This window comes from Geobacillus sp. GHH01 (assembly GCF_000336445.1).
GTDB lineage: Bacteria > Bacillota > Bacilli > Bacillales > Anoxybacillaceae > Geobacillus > Geobacillus zalihae.
On record NC_020210.1, the window covers coordinates 602,673 to 628,974 of the forward strand.

25 protein-coding genes and 1 pseudogene are annotated in these 26,302 nt (G+C 54.4%); 16 read left to right on the forward strand and 10 right to left on the reverse strand.

Translation table 11 applies throughout. The features are described from left to right. Window positions 1-76: 76 nt before the first annotated feature. Window positions 77-316: pseudogene (locus tag GHH_RS03110) on the forward strand (ABC transporter ATP-binding protein); the annotation flags it as partial. Window positions 317-372: 56 nt separating this feature from the next. Here GHH_RS03110 and dat read toward each other — a convergent pair. Beyond that, on the reverse strand, window positions 373-1,236 hold the full coding sequence (gene dat / locus GHH_RS03115) for a D-amino-acid transaminase (protein ID WP_011230175.1): 864 nt from the start codon (window positions 1,234-1,236) through the stop codon (window positions 373-375). Window positions 1,237-1,423: 187 nt separating this feature from the next. Here dat and GHH_RS03120 point away from each other — a divergent pair, with 187 nt between their 5' ends. Then, window positions 1,424-2,140, forward strand: a complete 717-nt coding sequence (locus tag GHH_RS03120; RefSeq protein WP_014195014.1) for an AzlC family ABC transporter permease — start codon at window positions 1,424-1,426, stop codon at window positions 2,138-2,140. Then, window positions 2,133-2,438: an AzlD domain-containing protein gene (locus GHH_RS03125; protein ID WP_015374051.1), complete on the forward strand. Its 306-nt coding sequence runs from the start codon at window positions 2,133-2,135 to the stop codon at window positions 2,436-2,438. Before GHH_RS03120 ends, GHH_RS03125 begins: the two co-directional genes overlap by 8 nt. 63 nt (window positions 2,439-2,501) lie before the next feature. Here GHH_RS03125 and GHH_RS03130 read toward each other — a convergent pair whose 3' ends face one another. Further along, complete coding sequence (locus GHH_RS03130) at window positions 2,502-3,092, reverse strand: SCO family protein (RefSeq protein WP_011230178.1); 591 nt, start codon at window positions 3,090-3,092, stop codon at window positions 2,502-2,504. Window positions 3,093-3,284: 192 nt separating this feature from the next. On the opposite strand from GHH_RS03130, the gene aceA reads away from it, so the two are divergent. The 9 genes from aceA (at window position 3,285) to GHH_RS03175 (ending at window position 18,880) form a co-directional block, all read left to right on the forward strand. Beyond that, window positions 3,285-4,571, forward strand: a complete 1,287-nt coding sequence (gene aceA / locus GHH_RS03135) for an isocitrate lyase (RefSeq protein ID WP_011230179.1) — start codon at window positions 3,285-3,287, stop codon at window positions 4,569-4,571. Window positions 4,572-4,731: 160 nt separating this feature from the next. Then, window positions 4,732-4,926 carry a hypothetical protein gene (locus tag GHH_RS03140; RefSeq protein WP_011230180.1) on the forward strand — a complete coding sequence of 65 codons (195 nt, stop codon included), beginning with the start codon at window positions 4,732-4,734 and terminating at the stop codon, window positions 4,924-4,926. A gap of 120 nt (window positions 4,927-5,046) precedes the next feature. Beyond that, complete coding sequence (locus tag GHH_RS03145) at window positions 5,047-5,580, forward strand: competence protein ComK (protein ID WP_014195018.1); 534 nt, start codon at window positions 5,047-5,049, stop codon at window positions 5,578-5,580. Window positions 5,581-5,682: 102 nt separating this feature from the next. Next, entirely contained in the window at window positions 5,683-6,306 is a 624-nt protein-coding gene (locus GHH_RS03150; RefSeq protein ID WP_015374052.1) for a TVP38/TMEM64 family protein, read from the forward strand. Then, complete coding sequence (lepB, locus tag GHH_RS03155) at window positions 6,303-6,851, forward strand: signal peptidase I (RefSeq protein ID WP_011230183.1); 549 nt, start codon at window positions 6,303-6,305, stop codon at window positions 6,849-6,851. The genes GHH_RS03150 and lepB overlap by 4 nt, the downstream gene beginning before the upstream one ends. A 256-nt stretch (window positions 6,852-7,107) precedes the next feature. After that, on the forward strand, window positions 7,108-10,611 hold the full coding sequence (gene addB, locus GHH_RS03160) for a helicase-exonuclease AddAB subunit AddB (RefSeq protein WP_278247960.1): 3,504 nt from the start codon (window positions 7,108-7,110) through the stop codon (window positions 10,609-10,611). Further along, the gene (gene addA, locus GHH_RS03165; protein WP_015374054.1) at window positions 10,612-14,340 is read left to right on the forward strand and encodes a helicase-exonuclease AddAB subunit AddA; all 3,729 of its coding nucleotides are present in this window, start codon (window positions 10,612-10,614) and stop codon (window positions 14,338-14,340) included. It begins immediately after the preceding gene. A gap of 20 nt (window positions 14,341-14,360) precedes the next feature. Further along, complete coding sequence (locus tag GHH_RS03170; RefSeq protein WP_011230186.1) at window positions 14,361-15,539, forward strand: exonuclease SbcCD subunit D; 1,179 nt, start codon at window positions 14,361-14,363, stop codon at window positions 15,537-15,539. After that, window positions 15,536-18,880, forward strand: coding sequence for an AAA family ATPase (locus tag GHH_RS03175; RefSeq protein WP_015374055.1), 3,345 nt, complete (start codon window positions 15,536-15,538; stop codon window positions 18,878-18,880). The genes GHH_RS03170 and GHH_RS03175 overlap by 4 nt, the downstream gene beginning before the upstream one ends. Window positions 18,881-19,112: 232 nt before the next feature. Here the strand turns inward: GHH_RS03175 and GHH_RS03180 are convergent, their stop codons facing one another. The 7 genes from GHH_RS03180 to GHH_RS03205 all read right to left on the reverse strand — a co-directional run bounded on the left by GHH_RS03180 (window position 19,113) and on the right by GHH_RS03205 (window position 21,347). After that, entirely contained in the window at window positions 19,113-19,334 is a 222-nt protein-coding gene (locus tag GHH_RS03180) for a spore germination protein (RefSeq protein WP_011230188.1), read from the reverse strand. Next, window positions 19,334-19,732, reverse strand: a complete 399-nt coding sequence (locus GHH_RS03185; RefSeq protein WP_015374056.1) for a spore germination protein GerPE — start codon at window positions 19,730-19,732, stop codon at window positions 19,334-19,336. Before GHH_RS03185 ends, GHH_RS03180 begins: the two co-directional genes overlap by 1 nt. After that, window positions 19,729-19,920, reverse strand: coding sequence for a hypothetical protein (locus GHH_RS03190; RefSeq protein WP_013146202.1), 192 nt, complete (start codon window positions 19,918-19,920; stop codon window positions 19,729-19,731). The genes GHH_RS03185 and GHH_RS03190 overlap by 4 nt, the downstream gene beginning before the upstream one ends. Window positions 19,921-19,922: 2 nt before the next feature. Beyond that, window positions 19,923-20,519, reverse strand: a complete 597-nt coding sequence (locus tag GHH_RS03195) for a spore germination protein GerPC (protein WP_015374057.1) — start codon at window positions 20,517-20,519, stop codon at window positions 19,923-19,925. Between the two features lie 83 nt (window positions 20,520-20,602). Beyond that, on the reverse strand, window positions 20,603-20,815 hold the full coding sequence (locus GHH_RS17855; RefSeq protein ID WP_011230192.1) for a spore germination protein GerPB: 213 nt from the start codon (window positions 20,813-20,815) through the stop codon (window positions 20,603-20,605). 15 nt (window positions 20,816-20,830) lie between these two features. Continuing rightward, window positions 20,831-21,052, reverse strand: coding sequence for a spore germination protein (locus tag GHH_RS03200; protein WP_011230193.1), 222 nt, complete (start codon window positions 21,050-21,052; stop codon window positions 20,831-20,833). 70 nt (window positions 21,053-21,122) lie between these two features. Then, window positions 21,123-21,347, reverse strand: a complete 225-nt coding sequence (locus GHH_RS03205) for a spore germination protein (protein WP_011230194.1) — start codon at window positions 21,345-21,347, stop codon at window positions 21,123-21,125. A 150-nt stretch (window positions 21,348-21,497) separates the two neighbouring features. Between GHH_RS03205 and GHH_RS03210 the strand changes: the two genes are divergently transcribed. From GHH_RS03210 to GHH_RS03220, 3 genes are all read left to right on the forward strand, one after another. Next, window positions 21,498-21,722 (forward strand): spore germination protein, encoded by a 225-nt coding sequence (locus GHH_RS03210; RefSeq protein WP_011230195.1) that lies wholly within the window; start codon window positions 21,498-21,500, stop codon window positions 21,720-21,722. Window positions 21,723-21,934: 212 nt separating this feature from the next. Further along, window positions 21,935-23,530, forward strand: coding sequence for a fatty acid--CoA ligase (locus GHH_RS03215; protein WP_015374058.1), 1,596 nt, complete (start codon window positions 21,935-21,937; stop codon window positions 23,528-23,530). Between the two features lie 137 nt (window positions 23,531-23,667). Next, on the forward strand, window positions 23,668-24,834 hold the full coding sequence (locus tag GHH_RS03220) for a DUF418 domain-containing protein (protein ID WP_015374059.1): 1,167 nt from the start codon (window positions 23,668-23,670) through the stop codon (window positions 24,832-24,834). 10 nt (window positions 24,835-24,844) lie between these two features. On the opposite strand, the gene GHH_RS03225 is transcribed toward GHH_RS03220, so the two are convergent. Next, window positions 24,845-25,015: an aspartyl-phosphate phosphatase Spo0E family protein gene (locus GHH_RS03225; RefSeq protein ID WP_011230198.1), complete on the reverse strand. Its 171-nt coding sequence runs from the start codon at window positions 25,013-25,015 to the stop codon at window positions 24,845-24,847. Between the two features lie 313 nt (window positions 25,016-25,328). On the opposite strand from GHH_RS03225, the gene GHH_RS03230 reads away from it, so the two are divergent. After that, on the forward strand, window positions 25,329-26,231 hold the full coding sequence (locus GHH_RS03230) for a fumarylacetoacetate hydrolase family protein (RefSeq protein WP_015374060.1): 903 nt from the start codon (window positions 25,329-25,331) through the stop codon (window positions 26,229-26,231). Window positions 26,232-26,302: the final 71 nt, after the last annotated feature.

A 26,302-nucleotide genomic window follows, 5' to 3' on the forward strand; every position in this document is an offset into this window, starting at 1 on the left:
CGCTACTCACATTCTACAGGAAAGGTGCTCTTTTTTCTATACCCTTTGGATTTTATTGGATAATCAACACGCCTGGGTCACGGAGTTGACGAAGCAAATTGTTGAGCAGCACCGCCTGACGACGCTCATGGTGACGCACAACATGGAGCAGGCGATTCGCCTTGGCAACCGGTTGATCATGATGGATGGCGGGCAAATCATTTTTGCCGCAGAAGGAAAGGAGAAAGAGGAGCTGACGGTCGAGCGGCTGCTTGAGGCATTCCAACGCATCCGCGGCAGCCAGTTTGCGAGCGACCGCGCCGTGCTCAGCTCATAAACGAAATGAGGTGTCCTTCTTTGGCTAGGGGACACCTCTTCTGTTCGGCCGGCCGGTCAGATATTTTGGGTTTCTCGCTGCGTCGCTTGTCGGTAGGCGGCTTGCAGCGCCTTCGTCACCGCCCCTGGCGCGCCGCTTCGGATCACCGTTTCGTCGACTTGAATAATCGGGATAATCGCTGACGTCGTGCTCGTTAAAAACAGTTCGTCCGCCTCCGCAAGGTCGTTGGTGGAAAACGCTTCTTCGACAAATGGAATGCCAAGCTCAGCGCAAAACTGCTTCACTTTCGTGCGGACGATGCCGTTTAAAATCCGTGCGGTGGCCGGATGGGTGTACACCGTTTCATTTTTGACAAGGAAAATGTTTGACGAGCTGCCTTCGGTTACGACGCCGTCGCGATGCAAAATCGCTTCAAACGCTCCGCGCTCAACCGCTTCTTGTTTCGCCAATACGTTGGGCAATAAGTTCAAGCTTTTAATGTAACAGTATTCCCAGCGGACATCTTTCGTCAAAATCGTGCGCACCCCATGTGTCATTTCCTCGGTTTTCCGCGCCATCGGCTGGATGTAGGCGTACAAGTTCGGCCGGTTTTCCGCCGGAAACGCATGGTTGCGCGGGAAGCTGCCGCGCGTCATTTGCAAATACAAAATCGCATCTTCCTGCACATCGTTGAGGCGGCGAAGCTCCTCAAGCTGTTCGATGAGCTCTTCGCAGCCAAACGGAACGGATAGGCGAATGGCGGCCGCTGAACGGTACAGCCGGTCAAGATGCTCGCGAAGCCAAACGTATATCCCGTTATATAAGCGGACGACTTCGTAGACGCCATCACCGAATTGCAAGCCGCGCTCTTCCATCGGGTACGTGACTTGTTCATAACGGAAAATGCCGCGGTCGGTTAATACATACGGTTTCACTGACATGGACGTGCACTCCTTTTCTGTTGCCATCAATCATGAATCAGTTTGATTATATCATAGATTGGCCTCTTTCTGCGTTTGTCTCGTGTTTGGCGTGAGCGGAAACAATGAATGGACGTTCGGGTTGCGAAACGAAAGGAATTTTTAGACAATAAAGTTATCAATCTAGTCAAATGGAGGGGATGAATGGATGGAAACGACATGGGCAGCCGGCAAGATGGCGCCGTTTCGCCAAGGGGTGCAAGCAGGAGTAGCGATCGCCATCGGCTATATGCCGATCGCGCTGGCGTTTGGGCTGCTCGCCAAAACAACCGGACTGACGTTCGCTGAGACTGTGCTCATGAGCATCGTCGTCTTCGCCGGCGCCTCGCAATATATCGCGTTAAGTCTGCTTACCGCTGGCACTGGGGTGTTTGAAATCGTGTTGACGACATTCATATTAAACATTCGCCATTTTTTAATGTCGGCGTCCCTTAATGAAAAGGCTGAGCCGGACGCGCTTTGGAAAAAAGCGTTGTACGCCTTTGGCATTACAGATGAAACGTTTTCGGTGGCGGCGATGAAAGAAGGAACGATCAACGCCTCGTATATGTTTGGGCTCATTGCCATGGCGTATGGCAGTTGGGTCGTCAACTCGGGCATTGGTTATGCCGCTGGGGCCGGTTTGCCGGAAAGTTTGCAAGAAAGTATGTCCATTGCCTTGTATGCCATGTTTATCGGCCTGCTCGTTCCAGCGTTGAAAAAGCAGCGGAAAATCGTCTGGCTGGCGGGGCTGTCGGCTTTATTCAACTCGATCGGCACGTTTGCTCTTCACTTGTCGAAAGGCTGGTCGATCGTTTTGGCTACATTGTTGTCGGCCATCATCGTTCAATGGCTGACGAAGGAAGGGGGAAACGGCGGTGAATAGCACAATCGTATGGATGATCATCGGCATGGGGATCGTGACGTATTTGCCGCGCCTGTTGCCGTTTGTGTTGCTCGGTGGCGTCGAGCTGCCGTCGTTTTGGCAAGGAGTGCTGAAAAATGTGCCGTATGCGGTGCTCGGGGCGCTCATTATTCCTGACGTTTTTTTCATCCAAGATGATTTTTGGTTCGGTGTCATCGGTTTTGCGGCGGCCGTCATCACAGCTTGGCTTGGGGCCAACGTCATGATCGTCGTGCTTGCGGCGGTTGCAGCGCTCAGCCTGTATTCGTTATTTGTTTAAAAAGGGAAGCGGACATCGCTTCCTCTTTTCCTTTTGCGACAGGTATGCAAACTTGCTGCATGGTTATGACAATTCCTCCATAATCGCCTCGTATACCTCATCGACATGAAATCGAGATGTCCCCATGCCGATTTGTTTGACGACACGACCGTTGCGGCCAAGCAAGTAGGCGAGCGTCGTGTGTACGATCATGCCGTTGCCCGGGTCGCGGTATTGAAAGTGGAAGGCGTCCGCTACTTTTTTCGTGTCCGCTTCACTGCCGCGCAAAAACACCCAACCTTGTCCGTCGCTCATGACTCCAAACGCATTGGCATATGTCTGCAGCTTTTCATTCGTATCGCGCGCCGGGTCGATCGTGATCGTGATGAATTCCACCTTGCTTCCAAATACCCCGGCTTGTTTTAGGCGATCGCGCAGTTTTGCCATTTGCGCTGTCGTATTCGGACAAACATCCGGACAGTTTGTATAAATAAACTCGACAAGCCTCACTTTCGGCGGAAGGTCGCCAAACTCGTATGATTTTCCCCATGCTGTTTCCATCGTCACGTCATTTGGAAGCCGCATCGTTGATGGCTGGTAGACAGCAAAGTACAGGATGCCGACGCTGATGCCGATGATGACAAGAGAGGCAGCTAACGTATACCATTTTTTCACCATTCATCACTCCTCAATATGATCATATCAAAAAAATTAGCGAAAAAATCGCGATGTTTATGAACAATATGCGACTATTTTCCTAATTAAAAAAAGTTTCAAAAAAAGGCTTGCACTTTCGTTTTTCTGTTATATAATAAAAACGTAAATAAAAACAATGTAATATAACAAAGAGAGATGGGGGAAGGAAAAATGGCGTCATTTGCTGAACGTGTCCGGCAATTAGAAGAAAGTTGGAAAAATGAGGAGCGCTGGAAAGGGATCGTTCGTCCGTACAGCGCTGAGGATGTCATTAAACTGCGCGGCTCGCTTGACATCGAGTATACGCTTGCTCGACGCGGGGCGGAAAAATTATGGAAGCTGCTTCATACAGAGGATTACGTCGCGGCCCTTGGCGCGCTGACCGGAAATCAGGCGGTGCAGCAAGTGAAAGCAGGCTTGAAGGCGATTTATTTAAGCGGCTGGCAAGTGGCGGCCGACGCCAACCTCGCCGGACAGATGTATCCGGACCAAAGCCTGTATCCGTCCAACAGCGTTCCGCATGTCGTCAAGCGAATCAATCAAGCGTTGCAGCGCGCGGATCAAATTCAATACTTAGAAGGCAGCGGGGACGTGGACTACTTTGTGCCGATCGTCGCTGACGCTGAGGCGGGGTTCGGAGGCCAACTGAACGTCTTTGAGCTCATGAAGGCAATGATTGAAGCCGGAGCGGCTGGCGTCCATTTTGAAGACCAGCTGTCATCGGAGAAAAAATGCGGCCATTTAGGCGGCAAAGTGCTTTTGCCGACGCAAACGGCGATTCGCAACTTGATTGCGGCGCGGTTGGCCGCCGATGTCATGGGGGTTCCGACGGTGCTCATCGCACGCACCGACGCGAACGCTGCTGACTTGATCACAAGCGACATCGACCCGCGCGATCAAGCGTTTATCACTGGAGAACGGACACCGGAAGGCTTCTATCGCACAAGAGCCGGTTTGGATCAAGCGATCGCCCGCGGGCTTGCCTATGCGCCGTATGCCGACCTCATTTGGTGTGAGACGAGCGAGCCGAATTTGGATGAGGCGCGCCGGTTTGCCGAAGCGATTCATGAAAAATTCCCCGGCAAGCTGCTGGCGTACAACTGCTCGCCGTCGTTCAACTGGAAGAAAAAATTGGACGACGAAACGATCGCCAAATTCCAGCAAGAGCTCGGCAAAATGGGATACAAGTTCCAATTTGTCACTTTGGCTGGCTTCCATGCGCTCAATTACAGCATGTTCGAACTGGCGCGCGGCTACAAAGAACGCGGCATGGCGGCGTACGCCGAGCTGCAGCAAGCGGAATTTGCCGCCGAGAAGTACGGATACACGGCGACGCGCCATCAGCGCGAAGTCGGCACGGGCTATTTCGACGAAGTCGCCCAAGTGATCTCCGGCGGCCAATCGTCAACAGTCGCTTTGAAAGGATCGACCGAAGAAGAACAGTTTACAGCCATCTAATGCCGATCACCAACAGTTTACAGCCATCTAATGCCGATCACCAGCAAAGAGACGCCCGGCTTGGCCGGGCGTTTTTTGTTTGAGACGAAGAGCCTCCTTGCTTCCATCGCATAATAAGGAAAAAAATGACGCATCCTATGGAGTACAAGGAGGCGATGTAATGGAAAAGAATCAAGGCGATCTGCCGGAGCTGATGCCTGCCGAGTTTCGCGTCAGTACGGATCTTCATGTTGAGCAATGGTCGATGAATGAAGAGACGTATGCTGGCGACTCGGTCGGCGAGCATACCGCGTTGGAACAGGCGAATGAATATTTAGCGTCCAAAGAAATCGGCCAAACGTTCGAAAACTCCTAGAACACCCATGACGATTGTCATGGGTTTTTTTATTAGATTTTTTGCAAAATATAGAAAAAAATAACTACTGATGGTATGATAGGAGTAGTGAGCGAGTTGATTAAGGGAGGAGACGAACGGATGAAAGTCAATGAATTCATTGTATTGGAACAATTCATCGTAAGCCGTTATACGATGGCGGTTCTCCCATACTTTTTAAACAGCGATGTGTATGCGAAAGTCATTGAAGAGGACGGCGAATATATCATCAAACAAACGCCGATTGACATTATTAAACATAGTTGCGATTACTACGGAAGCAGCTTTCAAGGAAGGAAAGAAGGAACGAAAGCCGTCATTGGCATCACTCATAAAGCGCCGATCGCCATTGAACCGTCCAATGAAATTTACGTATTTCCAACCGCCTCTCCGCGTGACTCCCGCTGCGTTTGGCTCTCGCACATGCACGTCTATCGGTATGAGCCTGCCAAATATGAGCGGACCATCGTTTATTTCCGCAACGGAAAAAGCATATCCCTCGATGTTTCCTGCAAATCGTTCATCAACCAGTTATACCGAACGGCTCAACTTCGAACGAAATTATCCGAGCGGATGGAAGCGAGGGAGCGCAAACTCCAATACATATTTCGCATGCAGCAAGAAAAACAGAGTTAGCTGAACAAATTGATAAAAATGGTTTTTCCTAAAGATGAGTTCAAATTAGGCGCCTGGACGTGTAAAATAAAGATATAAACGGCATTTGAATGGGGAATAGACATGGATATGGAAACAATCAAACAATGGTTCACGCTCGACAGCATCCTTTCCCTGCTCGAACAATACCGCTCTTTCGGCGTGCTTCCCGGCATCGCAGCGACGTTGCTTGAGTCGTTTTTTCCCATTTTGCCCATGTTCGTCTTCGTGATGGCGAACGCAGCGGCGTTTGGACTATGGAAAGGGTTTCTGATCTCTTGGCTAGGCGCTTCACTTGGCTCGCTCATCGTGTTTTGGCTGACGCGGAAAGTGGGACAGAAGCGTTTTTTTCACTTTGTCCGCCGCCACCCGAAAGTGCGGCAGTTTATGCATTGGATTGAGCGACACGGATTTGGTCCGCTGTTTTTGTTGTATTGCTTTCCGTTCACCCCATCGGCGCTTGTCAATATTGTTGCCGGACTGTCGCGCATCAGCCGCCAGCAGTTTGTATTGGCGGTGCTGCTAGGAAAGATGATCATGGTGTTTACCATCAGTTTTATCGGCTATGACTTGAAGGCGCTCATCCGTCAGCCGCTGCGCACGGCGATGATCGCCGCAGTCGTTCTGTTGCTTTGGTACGCCGGAAAACGGGTGGAAGCGCGATTTTCGTTGACGGAAGAACAAGGCGGCGAGGAGGACGGGGAGTGACGAAGCAAAAAGAAAAACGAGGCCGCCGATGGCCATGGTTTGTTGCCGTTTGTGTTGTCGCCACGCTTCGGTTGTTCGTGTTCAGCAATTACGTGGTGGAAGGAAAATCGATGATGCCGACGCTAGAGAGCGGCAATTTGCTGATCGTCAATAAGCTTTCCTACGACATCGGGCCTATTCGCCGGTTCGACATTATCGTTTTTCACGCCAACAAAAAGGAAGATTACGTCAAGCGGGTTATCGGCCTGCCTGGCGATCGGATCGCGTACAAAAATGACATCTTGTATGTCAACGGAAAAAAAGTTGACGAACCGTATTTGCGCCCGTATAAGCAAAAGCTGCTTGACGGCAGGCTGACCGGGGATTTTACGCTTGAGGAGGTGACCGGGAAAACACGGGTGCCTCCCGGCTGCATTTTCGTTCTTGGCGACAACCGGCTTAGCAGCTGGGACAGCCGCCATTTTGGGTTTGTCAAAATCAACCAAATTGTCGGCAAGGTGGACTTTCGCTACTGGCCGTTTAAACAGTTCGCCTTTCAATTTTAACCTTAATCTCGAAAGAAGTCTTCCGCTTCTATAACGAAGTGAAGCTTTGCAGACCAATAAATGGATCCTTCGAAGCGAGGTTGTTCAGTCGTCCGACAGTCGCTGACATGTCGGCTGGCTCCACAAAAAGAAACAAACGTTAACGTTTCAGATTGCCTCTATATAACCCGCGGCCGGAAGGGCGTTTTTTTCTTCCCAAAAGCGAACATACGTGCTAAAATAAAACAAATAAAGGAAACGAATGGTGGTGGATACAATGTCGCTGCGGTTTTTGCTCGGACGGTCAGGAAGTGGGAAAACGGCTGTCTGCCTCGAAGAAATTCGCCGCCAGTTGCAAGAGGATCCAAAAGGAAGGGCGATCGTCTATCTCGTTCCGGAGCAAATGACATTTCAATGCGAATACGCGTTGATACATACCGAGGGAGTGGACGGGATGATTCGCGCCCAAGTGTTCAGCTTCACCCGTCTCGCTTGGCGCGTGCTGCAGGAAACAGGCGGCATGACCCGGTACCACATTCATGATGTTGGCGTGCAGATGATGATCCGCAAAATTATTGAGCAACGCAAACAAGAGCTGAAACTGTTTGGCCGCGCGGCGGACAAACATGGGTTTATCGAGCAGCTGAACGAAATGATCACCGAATGCAAACGGTATTGCCTGACGCCGGGCGAACTCCGCCGACATGCTGAGGCGTTCGAGGATGGGCCTGATCAACCGGGCCGCCGCTTGCTCGCTGACAAGTTGAGCGATGTCGCGCTTGTGTATGAGGAACTTGAGAAAAGTCTTTCCGGCCACTATCTTGATTCGGAAGATTATTTGCGCTTGCTCGCTGAGCATATTCCGCGCTCAAGTTATTTGCGGGATGCCGATATTTACATCGACGGCTTTCATCATTTCGCGCCGCAAGAATATATGATCATCGAACAGCTTCTTCGCCATTGCCGGCGCGTCACCGTTTGTTTGACGATCGACCGCCCGTATGACGACGGAATGCCGGACGAACTTCATCTCTTTTATTTGCCGGCGCAAACGTACCGCCAGCTGAGGGAGTTGGCGCTAAGCAATGACATTGCGATCGAAGAGCCGATCGTGCTTTCGGCCAACCGACGCCATGAAGACAGGGCGCTCGTTCATCTTGAGGCGCAATTTCACCGACGCCCGTTGCTTCCATATGGTGCAAAGACCGATGCCGTCCATCTTTATGAGGCGTCCAATCGCCGAGCGGAAATCGAAGCGGTCGCACGCGAAATCATCCGCCTTGTCCGCGATGAAGGGGCGCGCTATCGCGACATTGCGCTGATCATCCGCCAGACGGAGGCGTACCGCGATCTGGTAAAAACGGTGTTTTTTGATTTTGGGATCCCGTATTTTATGGATGAAAAAGAACCGATGCACCACCACCCGCTCATTGAACTCGTGCGCGCTGCCTTAGAGACGGTCGTGACGCGTTGGCGATATGAAGCGGTGTTTCGGGCGGTGAAAACGGATTTGCTTTTTCCAACGGACGGCGATCTGCACATGTGGCGCGAGGCGGCCGACAAGCTCGAAAACTATGTGCTTGCTTACGGAATCAAAGGGGATAAGTGGACAAACAATGAGCGCTGGGCGTATCGGCGCTATCAGGCGCTTGACGGTTTGAACGTACCACAAACGGATGAAGAGCGGCAGTTTGAGGACATGCTCAATGAATGGCGCGAGGCGTTGGCCGCTCCGCTTCGCCGGTTGGAGCGCCGTCTGCGCCGGGCGGAGGACGGACGCGGGTTTTGTATGGCATTATATCTGTTTTTGGAAGAATTGCAGATTCCAAAAAAACTAGAGAAAATGAGCGCGCAAGCGGAAGCGGACGGCCGCCTCGTTGAAGCGCGCCAGCATGAACAGGCGTGGAACGCCGTCGTCGATTTGCTTGACCAATATGTAGAAATGCTCGGGACAGAATCACTGCCGCTCGCTGAGTTTGTCAAGATTATCGAGGCTGGGCTCGATCGGTTGGAGTTCTCCCTTGTGCCGCCGGCGATGGACCAGGTGATCGTCGCTCAGCTTGATCGCTCTCGTTTAATTGACATCAAGTATGCGTTCGTCATCGGCGCCAACGATGGCGTGATTCCAGCGAAAGTGAAGGAAGACGGGCTGATGGCGGAAGTGGAGCGCGAGCAGCTGCGTGAGTTGGGGGTGGCGCTCGCCCCAGGGGGACGGGAGCAGCTGTTTTATGACCCGTTTTTTGTCTACTTGGCACTTGTTTGTCCGAGCCGGCGGCTGTATGTTACATATCCGCTTGCTGATGGAGAAGGGAAAGCGTTGATGCCGTCGCCGCTCATCAAGCAGCTTACGGAACTGTTTCCGCATGCGCCGGTGCATCTGTGCGGCAACGACCCGTTCGACGCCCCGGCAGAAAAAGCAGAGGCGTTCGTGACCGCGCCGCGGGCGACGCAAACGTATTTGATCAGCCAGCTCCGAGCATGGAAGCGCAACTACGGCATCGATCCGCTTTGGTGGGATGTGTATAACACGTTCATCGGCCATCGGGACTGGAAGGAGCAGGTGCGGCATGCCGTCTCCGCGCTCTTTTATACAAACGGAGCGACGCCGCTCAAAAAACAGTGGAGCCAGCGGCTGTACGGCAAAAAAATTCAGGCGAGCGTCTCGCGCATGGAGCAGTTTCAAAAATGCCCGTACGCCCATTTCGCATCGCATGGGCTGCGGTTGAAAGAGCGCAACGTTTTCCGACTTGAGGCGCCGGATGTTGGGCAATTGTTCCATGCCGCCATCAAGCAAATCGCCGACCGGCTGCGCGAACAGCATCTTGATTGGCGCGAACTGTCAAGACCAGACTGTGAACGGCTGTCGGCCGAAGCGGTCGAGCGAATCGCCCCGCTCATCCAGCAGCAAGTGCTCTCAAGCTCTCATCGCTATGAATATATGAAACGAAAATTGAAACACGTCGTTGCCCGTACAACCCATGTCTTAAGTGAGCATGCGCGGGCGAGCGGTTTCGTTCCGATCGGACTTGAGCTGTCATTCGGCCCCAATGGCGACCTGCCGCCGCTTCGGTTTCGGCTGCCCGACGGAACAGTGATGGAGCTTGTTGGGCGGATCGACCGCGTCGATAAGGCGGAAAGCAGCCAAGGAGTGCTTCTGCGCATTATCGATTACAAATCGAGCGCGAAAACGCTCGATTTGACGGAAGTATATTACGGCCTGGCGCTGCAAATGTTCACCTACCTGGACATCGTGCTGACATATGCCGAACAGCTCGTCGGCCAGCCGGCCTTGCCAGCCGGGGTGCTTTATTTTCACATCCACAATCCGATCGTTCAAGCGAAGCAATGGGTGGATGATGAGGTGGAAATGGCGAAAAAGTTGCTTGAACCGTTTCGGATGCGCGGACTGTTGCTCGCTGACGTCGAGGCGATCCGGTTGATGGACAACCGAACGGAAGACGGACAATGGTCGCTGATTGTGCCCGCTCAGCTTACGAAAAGCGGATCGATCCATTCGCGTTCGTCGGTGGCGAGTCCATCCGACTTTGCCGCGCTCCGCCAGCATGTCCGCCGTTTGTTCATCGACATCGGCGGGCAAATCGCCGACGGCGTCGTGTCGATCGCCCCGTACAAGTTGAAAGATAAAACAGCGTGCGAGTTTTGCGTCTTCAAACCGGTCTGCCAATTTGATGAGGCACTCTCCGGCAACGAATACCGGAAGCTTGCCCCGCAAACGAAGGAAGCGGTCATCGAAAAACTAGCGGAAGGGAAGGAAGGATAAATGAACGCCACGATTCGCCCGAAGCCGGCTGGGAGCCGATGGACGGATGAACAATGGAAGGCGATCGCCGCGGGCGGCCGAGACATTCTTGTCGCCGCGGCGGCCGGATCCGGGAAAACGGCCGTTCTTGTCGAGCGGATCATTCAAAAAGTGACGGCGGAAGAAGGAGCGGTCGATATCGACCGGCTGCTTGTCGTTACCTTTACCAATGCGGCAGCCGCGGAGATGAAAGCAAGAATCGGTGAGGCGCTCGAGCGGGAATTGGCCAAGCGTCCGCATTCGCTCCATTTGCGGCGCCAGCTCAGCCTGCTTCCCCGCGCCGCGATCTCGACGCTCCATTCCTTTTGCTTGGATGTCATTCGCAAATATTACTATTTGCTTGATTTGGATCCGTCGTTTCGCATCGCGGATGAAACGGAAATCGAGCTGTTGAAAGAGGATGTCCTTGAAGAGCTGCTTGAGGAGGAATACGGAAAGCCGGACAACGAGCGGTTTTTCGCTGTCGTGGATGCCTATACGGGCGACCGGAGCGATGCGGAGCTGCAGGAGATGATTGTCGCCCTTTATGAATTTTCCCGCTCCCATCCGGAACCAGATGAATGGTTGGCCGGTTTGACCTCGATGTATGATGTCGATGAACGAACAGATATAAAGACGCTGCCAGCAGCCCGCTATATCGCGCAACATGCCGCGATGGAGCTGGCGGCGGCCAGACGGCTGATCCGAAGGGCGCTTGAGCTTGCAGAAGAGCCGGGCGGACCGCGTCCGTACGCGGAGCGGCTGCGCGAAGATCGAGATATGATCGCTGATTTGGAAACGCGTCTTTCTGGACCGTGGGCCGAGCTGCATCGCGCGCTAAAGGCGCTGTCGTTTGGGCGGCTGCCGGCCTGCCGCGGCAAGGACTATGACGAGCGGCTGATCGACGAAGCCAAATCGTTGCGCGATCAGGCGAAAAAGAAAGTGGAGGCGCTGCGCGACAATGTGTTTTCGCTCGATCCATCCGTTTGGCTCCGCCATATGCGGGAAATGAAGCCGATCGTTGAAACGATCGCTAACCTTGTCCGCCGTTTTGCCGTCATGTTCCAAGCGGCGAAACGGGAAAAAGGAATCGTTGATTTTTCTGATTTGGAACATTATTGTTTGCATATTTTGCGGCGGCGTGATCCGGAAACGGGCGAATGGCAGCCTTCCTCCGCCGCCTTGGAATACCAGGCGCAGTTTGATGAAGTGCTTGTTGACGAGTATCAAGATACGAACCTCGTTCAAGAAGCGATTTTGCAGCTGGTGAAAAAAGGGAGCGAACGAACAGGCAATTTGTTTATGGTCGGCGACGTGAAACAGTCGATTTACCGATTCCGCCTTGCCGAGCCGATGCTGTTTTTGGACAAATACAAACGATTCACCGCCGACGGGGAAGAAGGGGGGATGAAAATCGACCTCGCGAGCAACTTCCGCAGCCGCCGCGAAGTGCTTGACGGGACGAATTTTCTGTTTGCGCAACTCATGGGGGAAACCGTCGGCGAAATGGTTTACGACGAAGCGGCGCAGCTGAAATACGGTGCCGATTACCCGGAAGGGGAGGATGCGGCGCCGGAAGTCATGATCATCAACCGGCAGCGTGCGGCGGAAGAGGACGAAGAGGAAGCGGCTGAATGGGAAGCGGCGGAGCTCGAGGCGCGGCTGATGGCGAAAAAAATCAAAGAGATCGTTTCCGCTCCGTTTTATGTATACGATCGTTCGAGCGGGCAGCCGCGGCGCGCCATGTACCGTGACATCGTCATCCTTGTCCGCTCGATGACGAATGCGCCGCAGATGATCGAGCAGTTGCAGGCGCAAGGCATCCCGGCGGCCGCGGATTTGTCATCCGGCTATTTTCAGGCGACGGAAATTTCGATCATGCTCTCACTGTTAAAAGTGATCGACAACCCGCACCAAGACATTCCGCTCGCCGCGGTGCTCCGGTCGCCGCTCTTTCGTTTTGACGAGAATGAGCTCGCCATGATTCGCCTCGCCGATCCAAAAGGCACGTTTTATGAAGCGCTCTGTTCGTTTCGGCAAAAGCCGGCGGAAACAAAAGAGGAGGCCAACGCCCAAAGGAAAGCGGCGGCTTTCTTAGAGCGGCTCGAGGGCTGGCGTACGATGGCGCGCCGCCGCTCATTAGCTGATCTCATTTGGCAGCTGTACCGCGATACGCAATTTTACGATTTTGTCGGCGCACTGCCGGGTGGCAGGCAACGGCAGGCGAACTTGCGCGCTTTGTACGACCGCGCGCGGCAGTACGAGTCGACGTCGTTTCGCGGCTTGTTTCGCTTTCTTCGCTTCATCGAGCGGCTGCAAGAGCGCGGCGACGATTTAGGGGCGGCCCGGCCGCTCGGCGAGCAGGAAGACGTTGTGCGCATCATGACGATTCACAGCAGCAAAGGATTGGAATTTCCGATCGTGTTTCTCGCTGGGCTGGCTCGTCCGTTTCATACACGTGATTTGCACCACCCATATTTGCTCGATAAAGAGCTGGGCTTTGCCGCCCGCTTTGTCCACCCGCGGCTGCGCATCAGTTATCCGACGCTGCCGCTGCTTTCCATCCAAACGAAAAAGCGGCTTGAACTGCTCGCTGAGGAGATGCGCATTTTGTATGTCGCGCTCACAAGGGCAAAAGAGAAGCTGTATTTGTTGGCGTCGGTCAACGATGCGGCCAAGGAGATTGAAAAATGGAAAAGCGCTGCTTCGGAACGCGGCTGGCTTCTCCCCGACGATGTGCGGGCTTCGGCCCGCTCCTACTTGGATTGGATCGGCCGGGCGCTCATCCGTCATCGGGATGGGGGGGCGCTTGCGGGAACGAAGGCGCCTGAAGAGGTCGCCTCTCACCCGTCTGTATGGCGTGTCGCCATCGTGCCGGCCGCCGATTTGCGCGGCGCAGAGGCTGCGAGGGAGGAGATGGATGGCGGCGTGCTTCTTGCCCTCGAACAAGGCCGACCCGTTCCCGTAGAAGGAGGGTGGCAGAAGGAGGTCAAACGCCGCTTGTTGTGGCGGTATTCGTATGAGAAAGAAACGGCCGTGCGCGCCAAGCAATCGGTGTCAGAACTTAAAGAACAGCGCGCGCTCTTTGGCGAGCAAGCGGACGAATGGCGGCCGCGCCAAGGGACGGCTCCGGTGTTTTCCCGGCCGCGTTTTATGCAGGAGAAAACGTTGACGCCGGCCGAAAAAGGGACGGCGCTCCATGTCGTCATGCGCCATCTCGATTTGCAAGCGCCGCTTGATGAATCGTGGATCCGCAGTCAGATCGTCCGCCTTGTCGAAAAAGAGCTGCTGTCGGCAGAACAAGCAGAGGCGGTCGATCCAGCGGCCATCGCTGCCTTTTTCACTGCAGATCTTGGCCGCCGCCTTTGCGCCGCCCGCGAAGTGCACCGTGAAGTGCCGTTCAGCTTGGGGCTTAAAGCGGCTGAACTGTACGGCGGCGAAGGGACGGAAAGCGGCCGGCGCGTCCTCGTGCAAGGGGTGATCGACTGCGTGTTTGCCGACGAATGCGGCTATGTGATGATTGACTATAAAACGGATGAAGTCGTCCACCGTTTTGCTGGGCAAAAGGAAGAAGCGGCTCGTTTTCTGCTCGGCCGCTACGGGACGCAAATGCGCTTGTACCGGCGGGCCATCGAGCAAATTTGGCGTGTGCCGGTGGCGGAATGCTATTTGTATTCGTTTGACGGCGGGTTTGTTGTGGCTGTTGAGTGATGCAAGGGGGGAAAGAGAGAATGCGGATTTTGCATACCGCGGACTGGCATTTTGGGAGAACGCTCGAGGGGAGGAGTCGGATGGCCGAGCAAGAGGCATTTGTTGATGAGCTTGTGGAGATTGTCAAGAAAGAACAAATTGACATCATCCTTGTGGCCGGCGACGTATTCGACTCCGTCAACCCGCCGGCGGCTGCGGAACAACTGTTTTATGAAAGCCTCGCCCGCTTGTCCGACAAAGGACGCCGCCCGGTGGCAGTCATCAGCGGCAACCACGACCACCCCGACCGGATCAGCGCTGCCCGGACGTTGATGTGTGCGCACAACATTTTTCTTTTCGGCCGCCCGCAAGCGGCTGTTTGCCGGATTGACGTTCCATCGTGCGGCGAAACGATGATGCTTGCTCCGTTGGCCTATCCGTCCGAATCGCGCCTCGCCGAGCTGTTGTCATCCGACTGTAAAGAGACGACGATGCGCGATCGGTACGATGACCGCATCCGCGCCCTATTAGCGGCGATGGCCGCCTCGTTCACGGCGGAGACCGTCAATATCGCGATGAGCCATCTTTACGTTGCCGGCGGACGTACGTCCGATTCCGAGCGGCCGATTGAAGTCGGCGGCGCTTATACGGTGGCGGCTGAGAGCTTGCCGAAAGCCGCGCAATATGTGGCGCTTGGCCATCTGCACCGGCCGCAGGATGTCAAGCAGGCAAAGACGGCGGCGCGCTATTCCGGCTCGCCGTTGGCGTACAGCTTTTCCGAAGCCGGTCAAGCCAAATCGGTCACGGTCGTTGACGTGCATCCAGGCGGGGCGGCCAAGGTGGCGGAGATACCGCTCGTTGCCGGCAAACCGCTCATCCGTTGGAAGGCGACAGAGGGGCTCGCTCAAGTATACCGCTGGTGTGAGGAAGGAAGAGACCGATCAAGCTGGATCGATTTGGAGATTCATGTGACCGAGTCGTTGACAATGGAAGAAATTGATCGGCTGCGTAAGCTTCATCCCGGATTTGTCCACATTCGCCCGGTGCTTCCCAATCGGGTGGAAGAGATGATGGAAATGAGCCGCGAGCCGCTTTCACTTGAAGAAATGTTTCACCGCTTTTACGAACGGCAGACTGGGGGACAAACGCCGGATGAAGAGCTCGTCCGCCTCTTTTTGGAGCTGGCGGCGGAAGAAGAGAAGGAAGGGGAGGGAGAATGAAGCCGATCTCGCTGACGATCGCCGGGCTTCATAGCTTTCGTGAAAAGCAGACGATCGATTTCACCGCACTGTGTGAGGGCGGTGTGTTCGGCATTTTCGGGCCGACTGGAAGCGGCAAATCAACGATTTTAGACGCCATGACGCTCGCCTTGTTCGGCAGCGTCGAGCGGGCGGCCAACCGCACGCAGGCGATCATCAACCACGCGGAGCAAGAGTTGTTTGTCTCGTTTACGTTTGAGCTGGAAAATGCGGCAGGAGCGAAACGGTATACAGTCGAACGAAGCTTAAAAAAAGTGGACGAATGGCGGACGCGCAGCGCCGTTTGCCGCCTGATCGAGCATCGGTCCGAGCCGGTCGTGCTCGCCGATAAACTGTCGGAGGTGGACAAGGCGATCGAGCAATTGCTCGGCTTGACGATGGAGGATTTCACCCGGGCGGTCGTCTTGCCGCAAGGAAAATTTGCCGAATTTTTATCGCTCAAAGGGTCGGAGCGGCGGCAAATGCTGCAGCGCCTCTTCCATCTTGAGCGGTATGGCGATCAGTTGAATAAAAAGTTGAAAGACCGGCTTGCCGCCGCTCGGCAAGAATGGGAAAAAATCGAAGCGGAAAAAGCGGGGCTTGGCGATGCTTCAAAAGCAGCGCTCGAGCAGGCAGAGGCGGATGTGCGGGAGCTCGCGGGGCTGTTTGCCAAGCGAAAAAAAGAGCTTGAGGAAGTCGAAGCAGATGTGGAACGAACAAAACAACGATGGGCGTGGCAGCAAGAAAAAGAAGCGGTCGAACAAGAGCTCGCCGCGCTGCGCCAACATGAATCCGCCATCCGCGAGCTTGAGGCGAAAAAGGAGCGCGCCGAGCAAGCAGAGCGCATCTGGCCGTATTGGGAGCAGTGCGAGCAGGCATGTCGCTTGCGGGCAGAGGCGTTTCGTCGGTATGAAGGACTGGCGCGTCGGTTAGAAGAAGCCCAATTGAGCTATGAAGAAGCGGCGCGGCGTTATGAACGGGCGCGCCAAGAAAAGGCGCAGCGCGAACCGGAATTGCTCGTCCAGATGGAACGGCTGCGGCAGGCGGCGCAGCTTGAGCAGCAAATGGAAGTGCTTGGACAGGAGCTCGCAGCTCTTCGTGAAGAGAGGAAGCGACTCATTGCCCAGGAGAAGGCAGCTGCACGCCGGTTTGAAGAGGCGTCGGTCTGGTATGAGCGCGGCGCGAAGCGGCAGCGGGAGTTGAAAGAAGAACTGAAACAGCATGAAGAGGCGCTGGATGGAAAAGATGAGGCAGAGCGGGCGTACAGGCAGAAGCAGCATATTGAGCAAGCGGCGTCAGCCATCGCTCGCGTCGATGCCCAACTTCAGCAAAAGGAGGCCGTTTGGCGTCGGGCGAAAGAGGAAAAGTTGGAGCGGGAACGCCGATCAGCCGCTGTCGGCTCCCGGCTTCAAGAGCTGTTCCGGCGTGTGGAGCGGACGTATCGTTTCGTCTGCTGGCGGCAGCAGGACGCTGAAAAACAATTGTATACGTTGCAGAAAACCATGGAGGCGGAGCGACAGCGAGCCGAAGAAGCGCGGACGGCGCAACTCGCCTCCGCCTTGGCTGAGCGGCTCCGTCCCGGCGAGCCGTGTCCAGTGTGCGGATCGCGCGAGCATCCGCATCCGGCCGCCGCACCGCACGATGTCCAACTTGAGCGTCTGTCCGAGCTTGAGGCAGAGCGGCAGCGGTATGAACAAGATTGGCAAATGATCATTTCGTTCAAGGCGCAGCTCGAGCAGCTTGCCGAGCTGGCGGCAGGCCATGAAGCGCCGCCTGTGTTTGCCGAAAGCCGATCGGTGGAGGAGGTCGTCGACCTCACTGTGGAAGTGCGGGCGCTTGCGCAAGATGTCATTGAATTGAAAGAAGCGGCCTACCGGGTGCTTGCCCAATGGAATGAAGCCGAGTCAGCGCGGCGCGAAGCGGAGAAAGCGTGCCAATGGATAGCGGCGGACATCGAAGCGCTGCAAGTTGAAAAGCAGCGGCTGGAGGAAGAGCGGCGGCAACTTGAACAGCAATGGCGGCAGATGTATCCTTTCCATTCGCTTGAGACGATCGATGCGGTGTATGAACAGCTGTGTGAACTGGAAAACGTGCGGCGCGACGTGCAAAAACGGCTGGAGGACAGCGTGCTGTTTTTAGAGGAAAAACAGCGGGCGAAAGAGGAAGCGGCCAAAGAGCGGAGCCGGCTTGAGACGGAGCGGGTGCGTCTTGACTCGCTGATTAGTGCCAAACAGCAGCAATGGAACGAATATGAGCGGCAACGGGGCGAGAAGGCGGGGGAAGGTCCTGCGGCCGTGCAGCTTCAGAAGGCGGAGGACGAATGGCGCCAGCTGCAAAACGGCGAGCAACAGGCGTATGAGGCCTGGCAGCGAGCCCAGCGGGAATATCAAATGCTTGAAAGCGAAACAAAAGCAGCCAAGCAGGCGTGGGAAGAAGGCGTCCGCCGCGAAGAAGAGGCGCTCGCTCGCTGGCGCGGCGCGCTTTTGGACACCATGTTTGCCGATGCCGAACAAGTCAAGCAAGCAAAGGCGGAAAAAGCGCAGCGAGATGAATGGGATGAGGCAATCCGCCGCTATTGGCGCCAAATCGGGCAAGCCGAACATCGCCTCGCCCAGCTGGCCGCCGCCATCGGGGGGGCGACGGTGAGCGCTGAACAATGGGAGACGATGCAGCGTGTATACGCCGAGTTGAAGGGGCAAGTGGAGGCGATGACGCAGCAGCTTGGGGCGGCTCAAGCGAAGGTGGAAGAGTTGAGAAAAAAACATAGCCGCTTTGTTGAACTGGAGGAGAAGCAGACGGAGCTCAGCCGGCGCATCGAGCGGTATAAACAGCTGCAGGCGCTGCTTCGCGGCAACAGCTTTGTCGAATTTATGGCTGAAGAGCAGCTCGAGCAAGTCACCGCCATGGCTTCGGAACGGCTGCAGCGGCTGACACGGCACCGGTATTCGCTCGAATTGGATTCGCAAGGCGGGTTTCTGATCCGCGATGATGCCAATGGCGGCGTCAGACGGCCGGTATCGACGCTCTCGGGTGGGGAGACATTTTTGACGTCACTGTCGTTGGCGTTGGCGTTATCGGCGCAAATTCAGCTGCGCGGCGAGTATCCGCTCCGCTTTTTCTTCTTGGACGAAGGGTTTGGCACCCTCGATGCTGAGCTGCTTGAGACGGTCATTTCCGCCTTGGAAAAGCTGCATACCGAGCGGCTGGCGGTCGGCGTCATCAGTCATGTACAAGAAATTCGCCACCGTCTGCCGCGACGGCTCATCGTCGAACCGGCTGAACCGTCCGGACGCGGCACGCACGTCTGGCTGGAAATGATGTGAATGGCTCGCCCGTTGAGCTGAACGGGCTTTTGGGGAATAATGGAGAGAGGCGGTCGCAAAAGGTTGGTTTCCTTTCGATCAAGCACAATGTATGGTTTTTTAGATATAGAGGTAAATAAGCAAAGGTGTCCGGATCCTTTTGGGACACCTTCTCTTTTTGGTTTCGGCAGCGTTCGGCTGATAAGGTTGATGTTGGCAAGTGAAAGGTGAGGGGATTCGTTTTCTGCAACGTTCAGTTGTTGGCGGCCACGTTTTGGTCGGATACATCTGGATCAAACGCGTTTGTAAAGCTGATCGCGTTGTTCGTCATCACAAAATCGCCGGTGTTGAACCCGCCGGATCCGGCTTGCGTTTTCGTGGCGACTTTCGGCGCGATGTACAGACAGTCGCCCATTTGGACGACAGCTCCGCTGCTGACGTTGTTGATTTTAATCGGGCCGACAAACGAAGGCATTATAAATCCCTCCCTCTTGTTGGCGCGCTCGACTCAGAGCCGGCCAGCTGGCGGATATGTTTAATTCTTGCCTCTGCCTCCGCTGTCGAGGTCGAGCCGATATGGACGATGGCGGACGAAGAAATGGCGAGCACGCGCACAGACTGAACGGAAATGACCGGGGACTCATGGAGCGTTTGGCGTGCGGCTGCCGGCGGTGGAGAAATCCAGCGCGGGATCGGCTTCGCAAAAACAGGGAATATTTGTTCTCCTTCTGGGCCAAAAAACAGTTCATATTGCCGCTGAACGGCAAAGGCGCGCGTGCGGGCGGAAATTCGCTCTGAGTCGCCGATTTGCAGTACGGAGCCAATGATCAGCGTTTCCGCATGAAATGCCTGCACTACTGACGTTCGTTTCACGGCGTATCCCCTCGGGCCGGCACAAGCGGGACGAACGGGCCGATGATAAGTGATTCAGGCGGTGTGTCAAACGCTGATGACAAGTGAATCGCATCGGCGTCGCCGATTAAAAACAGCGAGGCACTGGCGACGGCCACGAGGCGGATGTCGCCAACATGCAGATGACGATTGATCACTGTATAATTCACGTCTATCCCTCCTTTGAAGGCAAATGTTTCAAAAACGCATCGAGCGATTGTTCGATATCGGCTTTCACTTTTTGAAAAATTTCATTTTCGACTGCTTCATCGCGGTCGCCGGACGGAACGTAGCCATGGTTGGCTTTCTCTTGCAAATAGAAGCGGATGCGTTCGTCTGTTTGCCGGGCGATGTCTTGCAAAATGAACTGGCGGTACGTATCGTCGAGGCGGCGGCCGTATTGCTGCTCAAGGCGTTTTAACGTTTCCGACGCTTCCCCGTTGAGATAGGCGGCCACTTTTTCTTGAATCGGGCGCAACAGCACCGGTTCCGGCTTTGGAATTACGGTTTTGACCGGTTCGACGGCAAAGTCTTCAATTGTACCGCCGGCTCCGGGCGGAGCGATCCCGATGTTTAGCGTTCCTTCGAGCGTTTCCACTTTGAGCTGGTCAAATTTATATTCAATTCGTTCGATCGATGTGCGCGGCTGAGCCTCCATTTCCCGAAGCCGGGCTTCGAGTGCGTGGAGCCGGCGTTCCAGATCCCGTATTTTTTTTGTTTGCCATAATAAATAGCGGTGCAGCTTGACGAAATACTCGTAAATGCTCATTGTGCACCATCATCCTCTCCAAAGAGCCCTCTTACTTCAATATATGGACGGCCTTTCGCTCTCATCACTTTTTTTCGCTGAATTTAGCGGGTGGCTGAATGGAGAGGAACGAGAGGAGCGGATGCACCGGGCGGCACGGTCGCCTGTGGGGCCGAACCGGTGAATCCGCCGGTGTTGGCAAGCGTTGAGAGCGCTTGAATGCTTCCGGCGCTGCCGATTTGCAAAACAGATGAATTGGTGACCGAGCCGATCCGCAACTGGTGGATGCAGATGCTTTGGCTGATGTAAACGTGCACCCTCCTTCTCCTCCTTCAAACGTTTCCGACGACATTTTCATCGGCGACATCGGCGTCATTCGTATTGGTATTGCTGTAATAGTTATAGATATGAAGCCCGTCGCCGGTGTTAAACGAACCGGCGCCAGCGAACGTTTTCGTCACGCTTTGCGGGGAAATCGCAAACACATCGCCAATATGGAACACGCCGCTGCTTCCGATGCTGTTCAGTTTGACGACTCCGACAAAAGCCGGCATGTGGGCATGCTCCCTTCCTTGTTTTCTTCGTTGATACTAGTGTATGGGCGCAAGCTGCGAAACGTTCGCTTTAATTGTTGGCGGCATTATTTGAGTCGAACACATCCGGATCGCCGGTGTTTGTAAAGCTGACGAACGTATTCGTCTGCAGGAAGTCCCCGTTGTTGCCGCCGCCTGAGCCGGTATTGGATTTCAACGTGCTCTTTGGTGTGATTTGCAAGACGTCGCCGAAATTCACCGTGCCGTCGCCGCTGACATGGGTGATTTTAATTGGACCGCTGATAAATGAAGGCATGAAGAGCCCCCTCCTTTTTCGTCGTGTCGCTATCGTTATTGTATGAAAACGGAGAAAAAACGGTTCAATGCGGGGTGAGAGTCCAATTGAGGAAAGCAACTCCCGCGTATGATAAAGAAAGGGAACGGGCAGAAAGGAAGGGGAAAGGGGATGCCAGCAATCGTCATTGGTGGGATCAAAGTGACGAACGTAAGCGGCAATGGCACTGTCAACATGGGCGATGTGCTGCAAATCGCTCCGAAAAGCACCACGAAGTCAAACTCAGGTGCCGGCGGCGGCAATACTGGCGATTTCTTGCAAACGAATACGTTTTGCAGCGTCACGAATACGGTCGATCCGGATGTCTTGGACGCCGGGGTGAAAGGAAATAACTAGCTATTGTCGAGACGACTCCCCTAGCGTTCGTTTTTGGAAAAAAGAAGAAACCAGGTTCTTTTTTGGCGCAATGGAGTGGACTATCCAAGAAAGAGGGCTGACTTCAAAAGTCATTTTACGACTTTTGGGACGGCCCTCTTTTTCTTTATGCCATCTTTGTTATATAATACAATTGTGAATTTTCTAAAACATAAAACAGGGGGGATGGGAGAATGAATGCGCCGCTCGTGCTCCATCACTTTTTCGATCGCGCCGTGGCTCTCTATGGGGACAAGACAGCCATGATTTGTTCGGGGCGGACGGTGACGTATCGTGAGCTTGGCGAACGAGTGTCGAGGCTTGCCAACGGGCTGCGGGGGCTTGGCGTTCGCAAAGGCGACCGCGTGGCGTACTTGGCGCCCAACACGCTCGAGATGCTCGAAGGGTTTTACGGTGTGTTTGAAGTGGGAGGGGTGATGGTGCCGCTGAATACGCGGCTGAAACCGGATGATTACGTTTTTATTTTGAATCACAGCGAAACGAAAGTGTTGTTTGTGGATCAGGAGCTGTACGGGCTGATTGCACCGGTCAAAAACAAGCTTGAAACGGTCGAGGAGATCATTGTCCACCATAAAACAGAGGCGGCGATTGATGAAACCGCTTACGACGAATGGCTCGCCGCCCAGTCGTCAGCGCCGGTTCCGCGCCCGATGATCGATGAGAACGATATATGCAGCTTGCTATATACAAGCGGGACGACAGGCAACCCAAAAGGAGTCATGCTGACGCATCGGAACAACTATTTGCATGCGCTTGTGACGATGCACCATTTGCGTGTGTCCGACCGCGATACGTATTTGCATGTGTTGCCGATGTTCCACGTCAACGGCTGGGGGGCTCCGTTTTATTACACCGCCAACGGGGCAACGCAAATCGGTTTGCGTAAAGTCGATCCGAAAGTCATTTTTGATCTTGTCAAGGAACATCAGGTGACGGTTATGCATATGGCTCCGACTGTGCTCAATATGTTGCTGCAATATTATGAGCAATATCAACCAGATGTCCCGGAAGGCGTGCGGGTCGTCATCGCCGGTTCTGCGCCGCCGCCGGCATTTGTCGCACGCGTTGAGGAAAAGCTCGGCTGGGAGTTTATCCAGGTGTACGGCATGACCGAATCATCTCCGCTCAGCACGATTTCGCTCATTCGTCCGCAGCTTGACGGACTGCCTGTGGAGCAAAAGCAGCGGATCAAGGCAAAAGCCGGCTATCCGATGATCGGCTGTGAAGTGAAAGTGGTCGATGAAAACGGCGACGAAGTGCCTCATAATGGCCGGACGATCGGCGAGGTGATCGTCCGCAGCCATGGCGTCATGAAAGGATATTGGAAAAACGAAGAAGCAACCGCCGCAACGATCCGCGACGGCTGGCTGTATACCGGCGATATGGCGACCGTCGATGAATACGGGCATATTGATATCGTTGACCGGAAAAAGGATATTATTATTAGCGGAGGGGAAAATATTTCGTCGATTGAAGTCGAAGGTGCGCTTTATGAACACCCTGCTGTGCTTGAGGCAGCCGTCATTGCCGCGCCGCACGAAAAATGGGGAGAAACGCCGCATGCGTTTGTCGTCGTCCGCCCAGGGCACAATGTGACAGAGGAAGAGCTGATCGCCTTTTCTCGGGAAAAACTGGCTCATTTCAAAGCCATTACAGGCGTTACGTTTGTCGATGAGCTGCCGAAAACAGCCTCCGGAAAAATTCAGAAAGTACACTTGCGCCGCCAATATTGGGATGCAATTGGAAAATCGGGCCGCTATGTCAACTGATGATACAGGCATGCGCCTTCAGACGGGCAGAGGAGAGCGCATCGAATGAAATGGATAAGGCGGCGGGCGTGCCGGCAAGGCGGTAAGGCGTCGCCGATTGCGCAGACGGCTAGGCGGTAGAAAGAAGGGAGAAAGCGATGATCAGATCGACCGAGCGAATCGCCGCAGCGGATGTGTTGCGTGGATTCGCCTTGCTCGGCATTTTGCTTGTCAACATGCGTTATGTTTCCTCGCCGGCGTTATACGACGACGGCGTCAAGGGCAGTGATTTTGACCGAGTTTTCGTTGCCGTCGTGGATGTGTTGTTTGAAGCGAGCGCGTATCCGCTGTTTGCCTTTTTATTCGGCTTTGGCGCCGTGATGATGTTCCACCGGCTCCAAAGCCGCGGGGAGCGGCCGATTCCGATTCTGTTGCGCCGCTTCTTTCTTTTGCTTGGGATCGGCATTGCTCATGCGTTTGGCCTTTGGTTTGGCGATATTTTAATCCCCTACGCCCTCGTCGGGTTCATCATGCTTTTCTTTTTCGCCGCCCCGCCTCGTTGGTGGCGGACGGCGGCTGTTGCCGTCTTTTTTCTTTTTCACGGCCTCATGGCGCTGTTGTTAACTCTCAATGTATTGACCGGAGAAATGGAGACAGCCGGCGGCCACGAGACCGCGGCGGCCGCGGCGGTTCGCCATTATCGAAACGGAACGTTTCGTGACGTGTTTTGGCAACGGTGGAACGACTGGATGTATATCAACGGCGATGGAGGGCTTTTGCTTACGGTGTTGACCGTGCTGCCGTTTTGTTTGCTTGGCGGCTATGCCGCCGACCAACGTTGGCTTGAAGCCGACCGTCACTCGCCTGCGAAGCTGCGCCGCCTGATGAGGTGGGCGCTATGTTTTGGTTTAGCACTGAAAACAATTCCGTATTGGGCTGCGGCCAACGACTTGACAATGTACATCCAAGACAGCTTCGGAGGCGCCGCTTTGGCGGTGTTCTACGCGGCGGCAGCCGTGTTTATCTGCGGGAAACCAAGTTGGCAGCGCGCTTGGCGGTGGTGGCAAGACGTCGGGAAAATGTCGCTCACCCATTACCTCGCGCAATCGCTCGTTTGCACGTCGCTGTTTTACGGTTATGGGCTTGGGTGGTACGGACGCACAAGCGCATGGCAGGAGATGTTGATTGCGTTTGCCTTGTATGCAACTCAAGTGTGGATAAGCCGCTTTTGGTTTGCGCGTTTTCATTATGGCCCGGTTGAGTGGATGTGGAGGTGGGGGACATACGGAACGCGGCCGCCGTTTCGCCGCCGGCCGGGGCAATAAAAACCCCCGCTTACTGAACGGACGGGGAAGGCGATTCAAAAATCCTCGTTTGCTGCAAATATTGATTGATCAATTGGTCAAGCTCTTGGCTGCATTCGATCGTCTCTTTGGCCGTGAACCCATAAGTGAGCGCCAATTCGATCATTTGTTGTCGTTTTTCTTCAATTTGCAACAGAACCATTTCCTTCACCATCAATTCGTTTGAAATGTTGGTTGAGGCATGCCGCGTCGATGCAAGACGTTTGTTGCATGACGAAAGTCGCAATCGACGCCCTAGTGGAAACTAAACATTATTATACATATCACGACGAAAAAAGAAAGTGATTCGGGAAAATAAGTGATAAATTTCCTAATTTAGACAAAATTCTACAAAAACAGGACTTTTTCGCCTCGATGGCGAATATCATCCTCAACGCGCCAAAATGGCGAAGGCGGGTGGAAGAGAAGAGTTCACGAAGCATCCGCTGCATAACAAAGAAAGGGAGAGAGACACGATGAAACTGATCACCGCACTTTTCGATGGAGAAACGTTTGTCGGAGCCGTGCCGCAAGGGGACGACCGGGCGGTTCATTTGCGCCGCGCCGAACGGGCGATGGATGGAACGGAGACGATGCCGACGACGATGCTTGAAGCGATTGCCCAAGGGGAGGGGTTTCTCGTACGGGCGCAAAAAGTGGTTGACTGGGCGCTAGGCCATCCGACGCCGGAGTACGTTTATCGCCTCGACGATGTCCGTCTTTTGGCCCCGATCCCACGGCCGGCGAAAAACATTTTTTGCATCGGCAAAAACTATGTTGATCACGCACTGGAGCTCGGTGGCGCCGATGTGCCGGAGCATTTGATCGTCTTCACGAAAGCGCCGACAACGGTCATCGGCCATGAGGAAACGATTTTGCGCCATGCCGATGTCACGGATGAAATGGACTATGAAGGGGAGTTGGCGGTGGTCATCGGCAAACAAGGGCGGGCGATCCGCCGCGAAGACGCGCTTGATTACGTATTTGGATACACGATCATCAACGATGTGACAGCGAGAGATTTGCAGGAGCGGCACCAACAATATTTTCTAGGCAAAAGTTTGGATACATTTTGCCCGATGGGGCCATGGATCGTGCCGCGCCGTTTTGTCCCGAATCCCCATGACTTGTCCATCGAGACACGGGTCAACGACGAAGTGCGCCAGCACGCGAGCACGAAACAGTTGATTTTTTCCATTGAATCGATCATCGAGACGATCTCCAAAGGCATTACGCTTGAGCCGGGCGACATCATTGCGACAGGAACTCCGGCTGGAGTCGGCAAAGGGATGAACCCGCCGCGTTTTTTGCAGACGGGTGATGTCATTGAGGTGACGGTGGAAGGCATCGGCATGTTGCGCAACAAAGTGGGAGAGTAAACGGCGAAAGTGAGGAAGCCCCCATTGATGCTCAAAAGGCGTCCTCTTGAAAGAAAGGGCGTCTTTCGTTT

What these genes read in the sequence shown, in the direction of transcription:
- GHH_RS03150 (WP_015374052.1), top strand. Translation starts at nt 5,683, where the DNA reads ATGGATATGGAAACAATCAAACAATGGTTCACGCTCGACAGCATCCTT.
- GHH_RS03215 (WP_015374058.1), top strand. Translation starts at nt 21,935, where the DNA reads ATGAATGCGCCGCTCGTGCTCCATCACTTTTTCGATCGCGCCGTGGCT.
- GHH_RS03210 (WP_011230195.1), top strand. Translation starts at nt 21,498, where the DNA reads ATGCCAGCAATCGTCATTGGTGGGATCAAAGTGACGAACGTAAGCGGC.
- GHH_RS03220 (WP_015374059.1), top strand. Translation starts at nt 23,668, where the DNA reads ATGATCAGATCGACCGAGCGAATCGCCGCAGCGGATGTGTTGCGTGGA.
- aceA (WP_011230179.1), top strand. Translation starts at nt 3,285, where the DNA reads ATGGCGTCATTTGCTGAACGTGTCCGGCAATTAGAAGAAAGTTGGAAA.
- GHH_RS03180 (WP_011230188.1), bottom strand. Translation starts at nt 19,334, where the DNA reads ATGCCTTCGTTTGTCGGCCCGATTAAAATCAACAACGTCAGCAGCGGA.
- addA (WP_015374054.1), top strand. Translation starts at nt 10,612, where the DNA reads ATGAACGCCACGATTCGCCCGAAGCCGGCTGGGAGCCGATGGACGGAT.
- addB (WP_278247960.1), top strand. Translation starts at nt 7,108, where the DNA reads ATGTCGCTGCGGTTTTTGCTCGGACGGTCAGGAAGTGGGAAAACGGCT.
- dat (WP_011230175.1), bottom strand. Translation starts at nt 1,236, where the DNA reads ATGTCAGTGAAACCGTATGTATTAACCGACCGCGGCATTTTCCGTTAT.
- GHH_RS03170 (WP_011230186.1), top strand. Translation starts at nt 14,361, where the DNA reads ATGCGGATTTTGCATACCGCGGACTGGCATTTTGGGAGAACGCTCGAG.
- GHH_RS03140 (WP_011230180.1), top strand. Translation starts at nt 4,732, where the DNA reads ATGGAAAAGAATCAAGGCGATCTGCCGGAGCTGATGCCTGCCGAGTTT.
- GHH_RS03200 (WP_011230193.1), bottom strand. Translation starts at nt 21,052, where the DNA reads ATGCCGGCTTTTGTCGGAGTCGTCAAACTGAACAGCATCGGAAGCAGC.
- GHH_RS03120 (WP_014195014.1), top strand. Translation starts at nt 1,424, where the DNA reads ATGGAAACGACATGGGCAGCCGGCAAGATGGCGCCGTTTCGCCAAGGG.
- GHH_RS03230 (WP_015374060.1), top strand. Translation starts at nt 25,329, where the DNA reads ATGAAACTGATCACCGCACTTTTCGATGGAGAAACGTTTGTCGGAGCC.
- GHH_RS03145 (WP_014195018.1), top strand. Translation starts at nt 5,047, where the DNA reads ATGAAAGTCAATGAATTCATTGTATTGGAACAATTCATCGTAAGCCGT.
- GHH_RS03175 (WP_015374055.1), top strand. Translation starts at nt 15,536, where the DNA reads ATGAAGCCGATCTCGCTGACGATCGCCGGGCTTCATAGCTTTCGTGAA.
- GHH_RS03205 (WP_011230194.1), bottom strand. Translation starts at nt 21,347, where the DNA reads ATGCCTTCATTTATCAGCGGTCCAATTAAAATCACCCATGTCAGCGGC.
- GHH_RS03225 (WP_011230198.1), bottom strand. Translation starts at nt 25,015, where the DNA reads ATGGTTCTGTTGCAAATTGAAGAAAAACGACAACAAATGATCGAATTG.
- GHH_RS03195 (WP_015374057.1), bottom strand. Translation starts at nt 20,519, where the DNA reads ATGAGCATTTACGAGTATTTCGTCAAGCTGCACCGCTATTTATTATGG.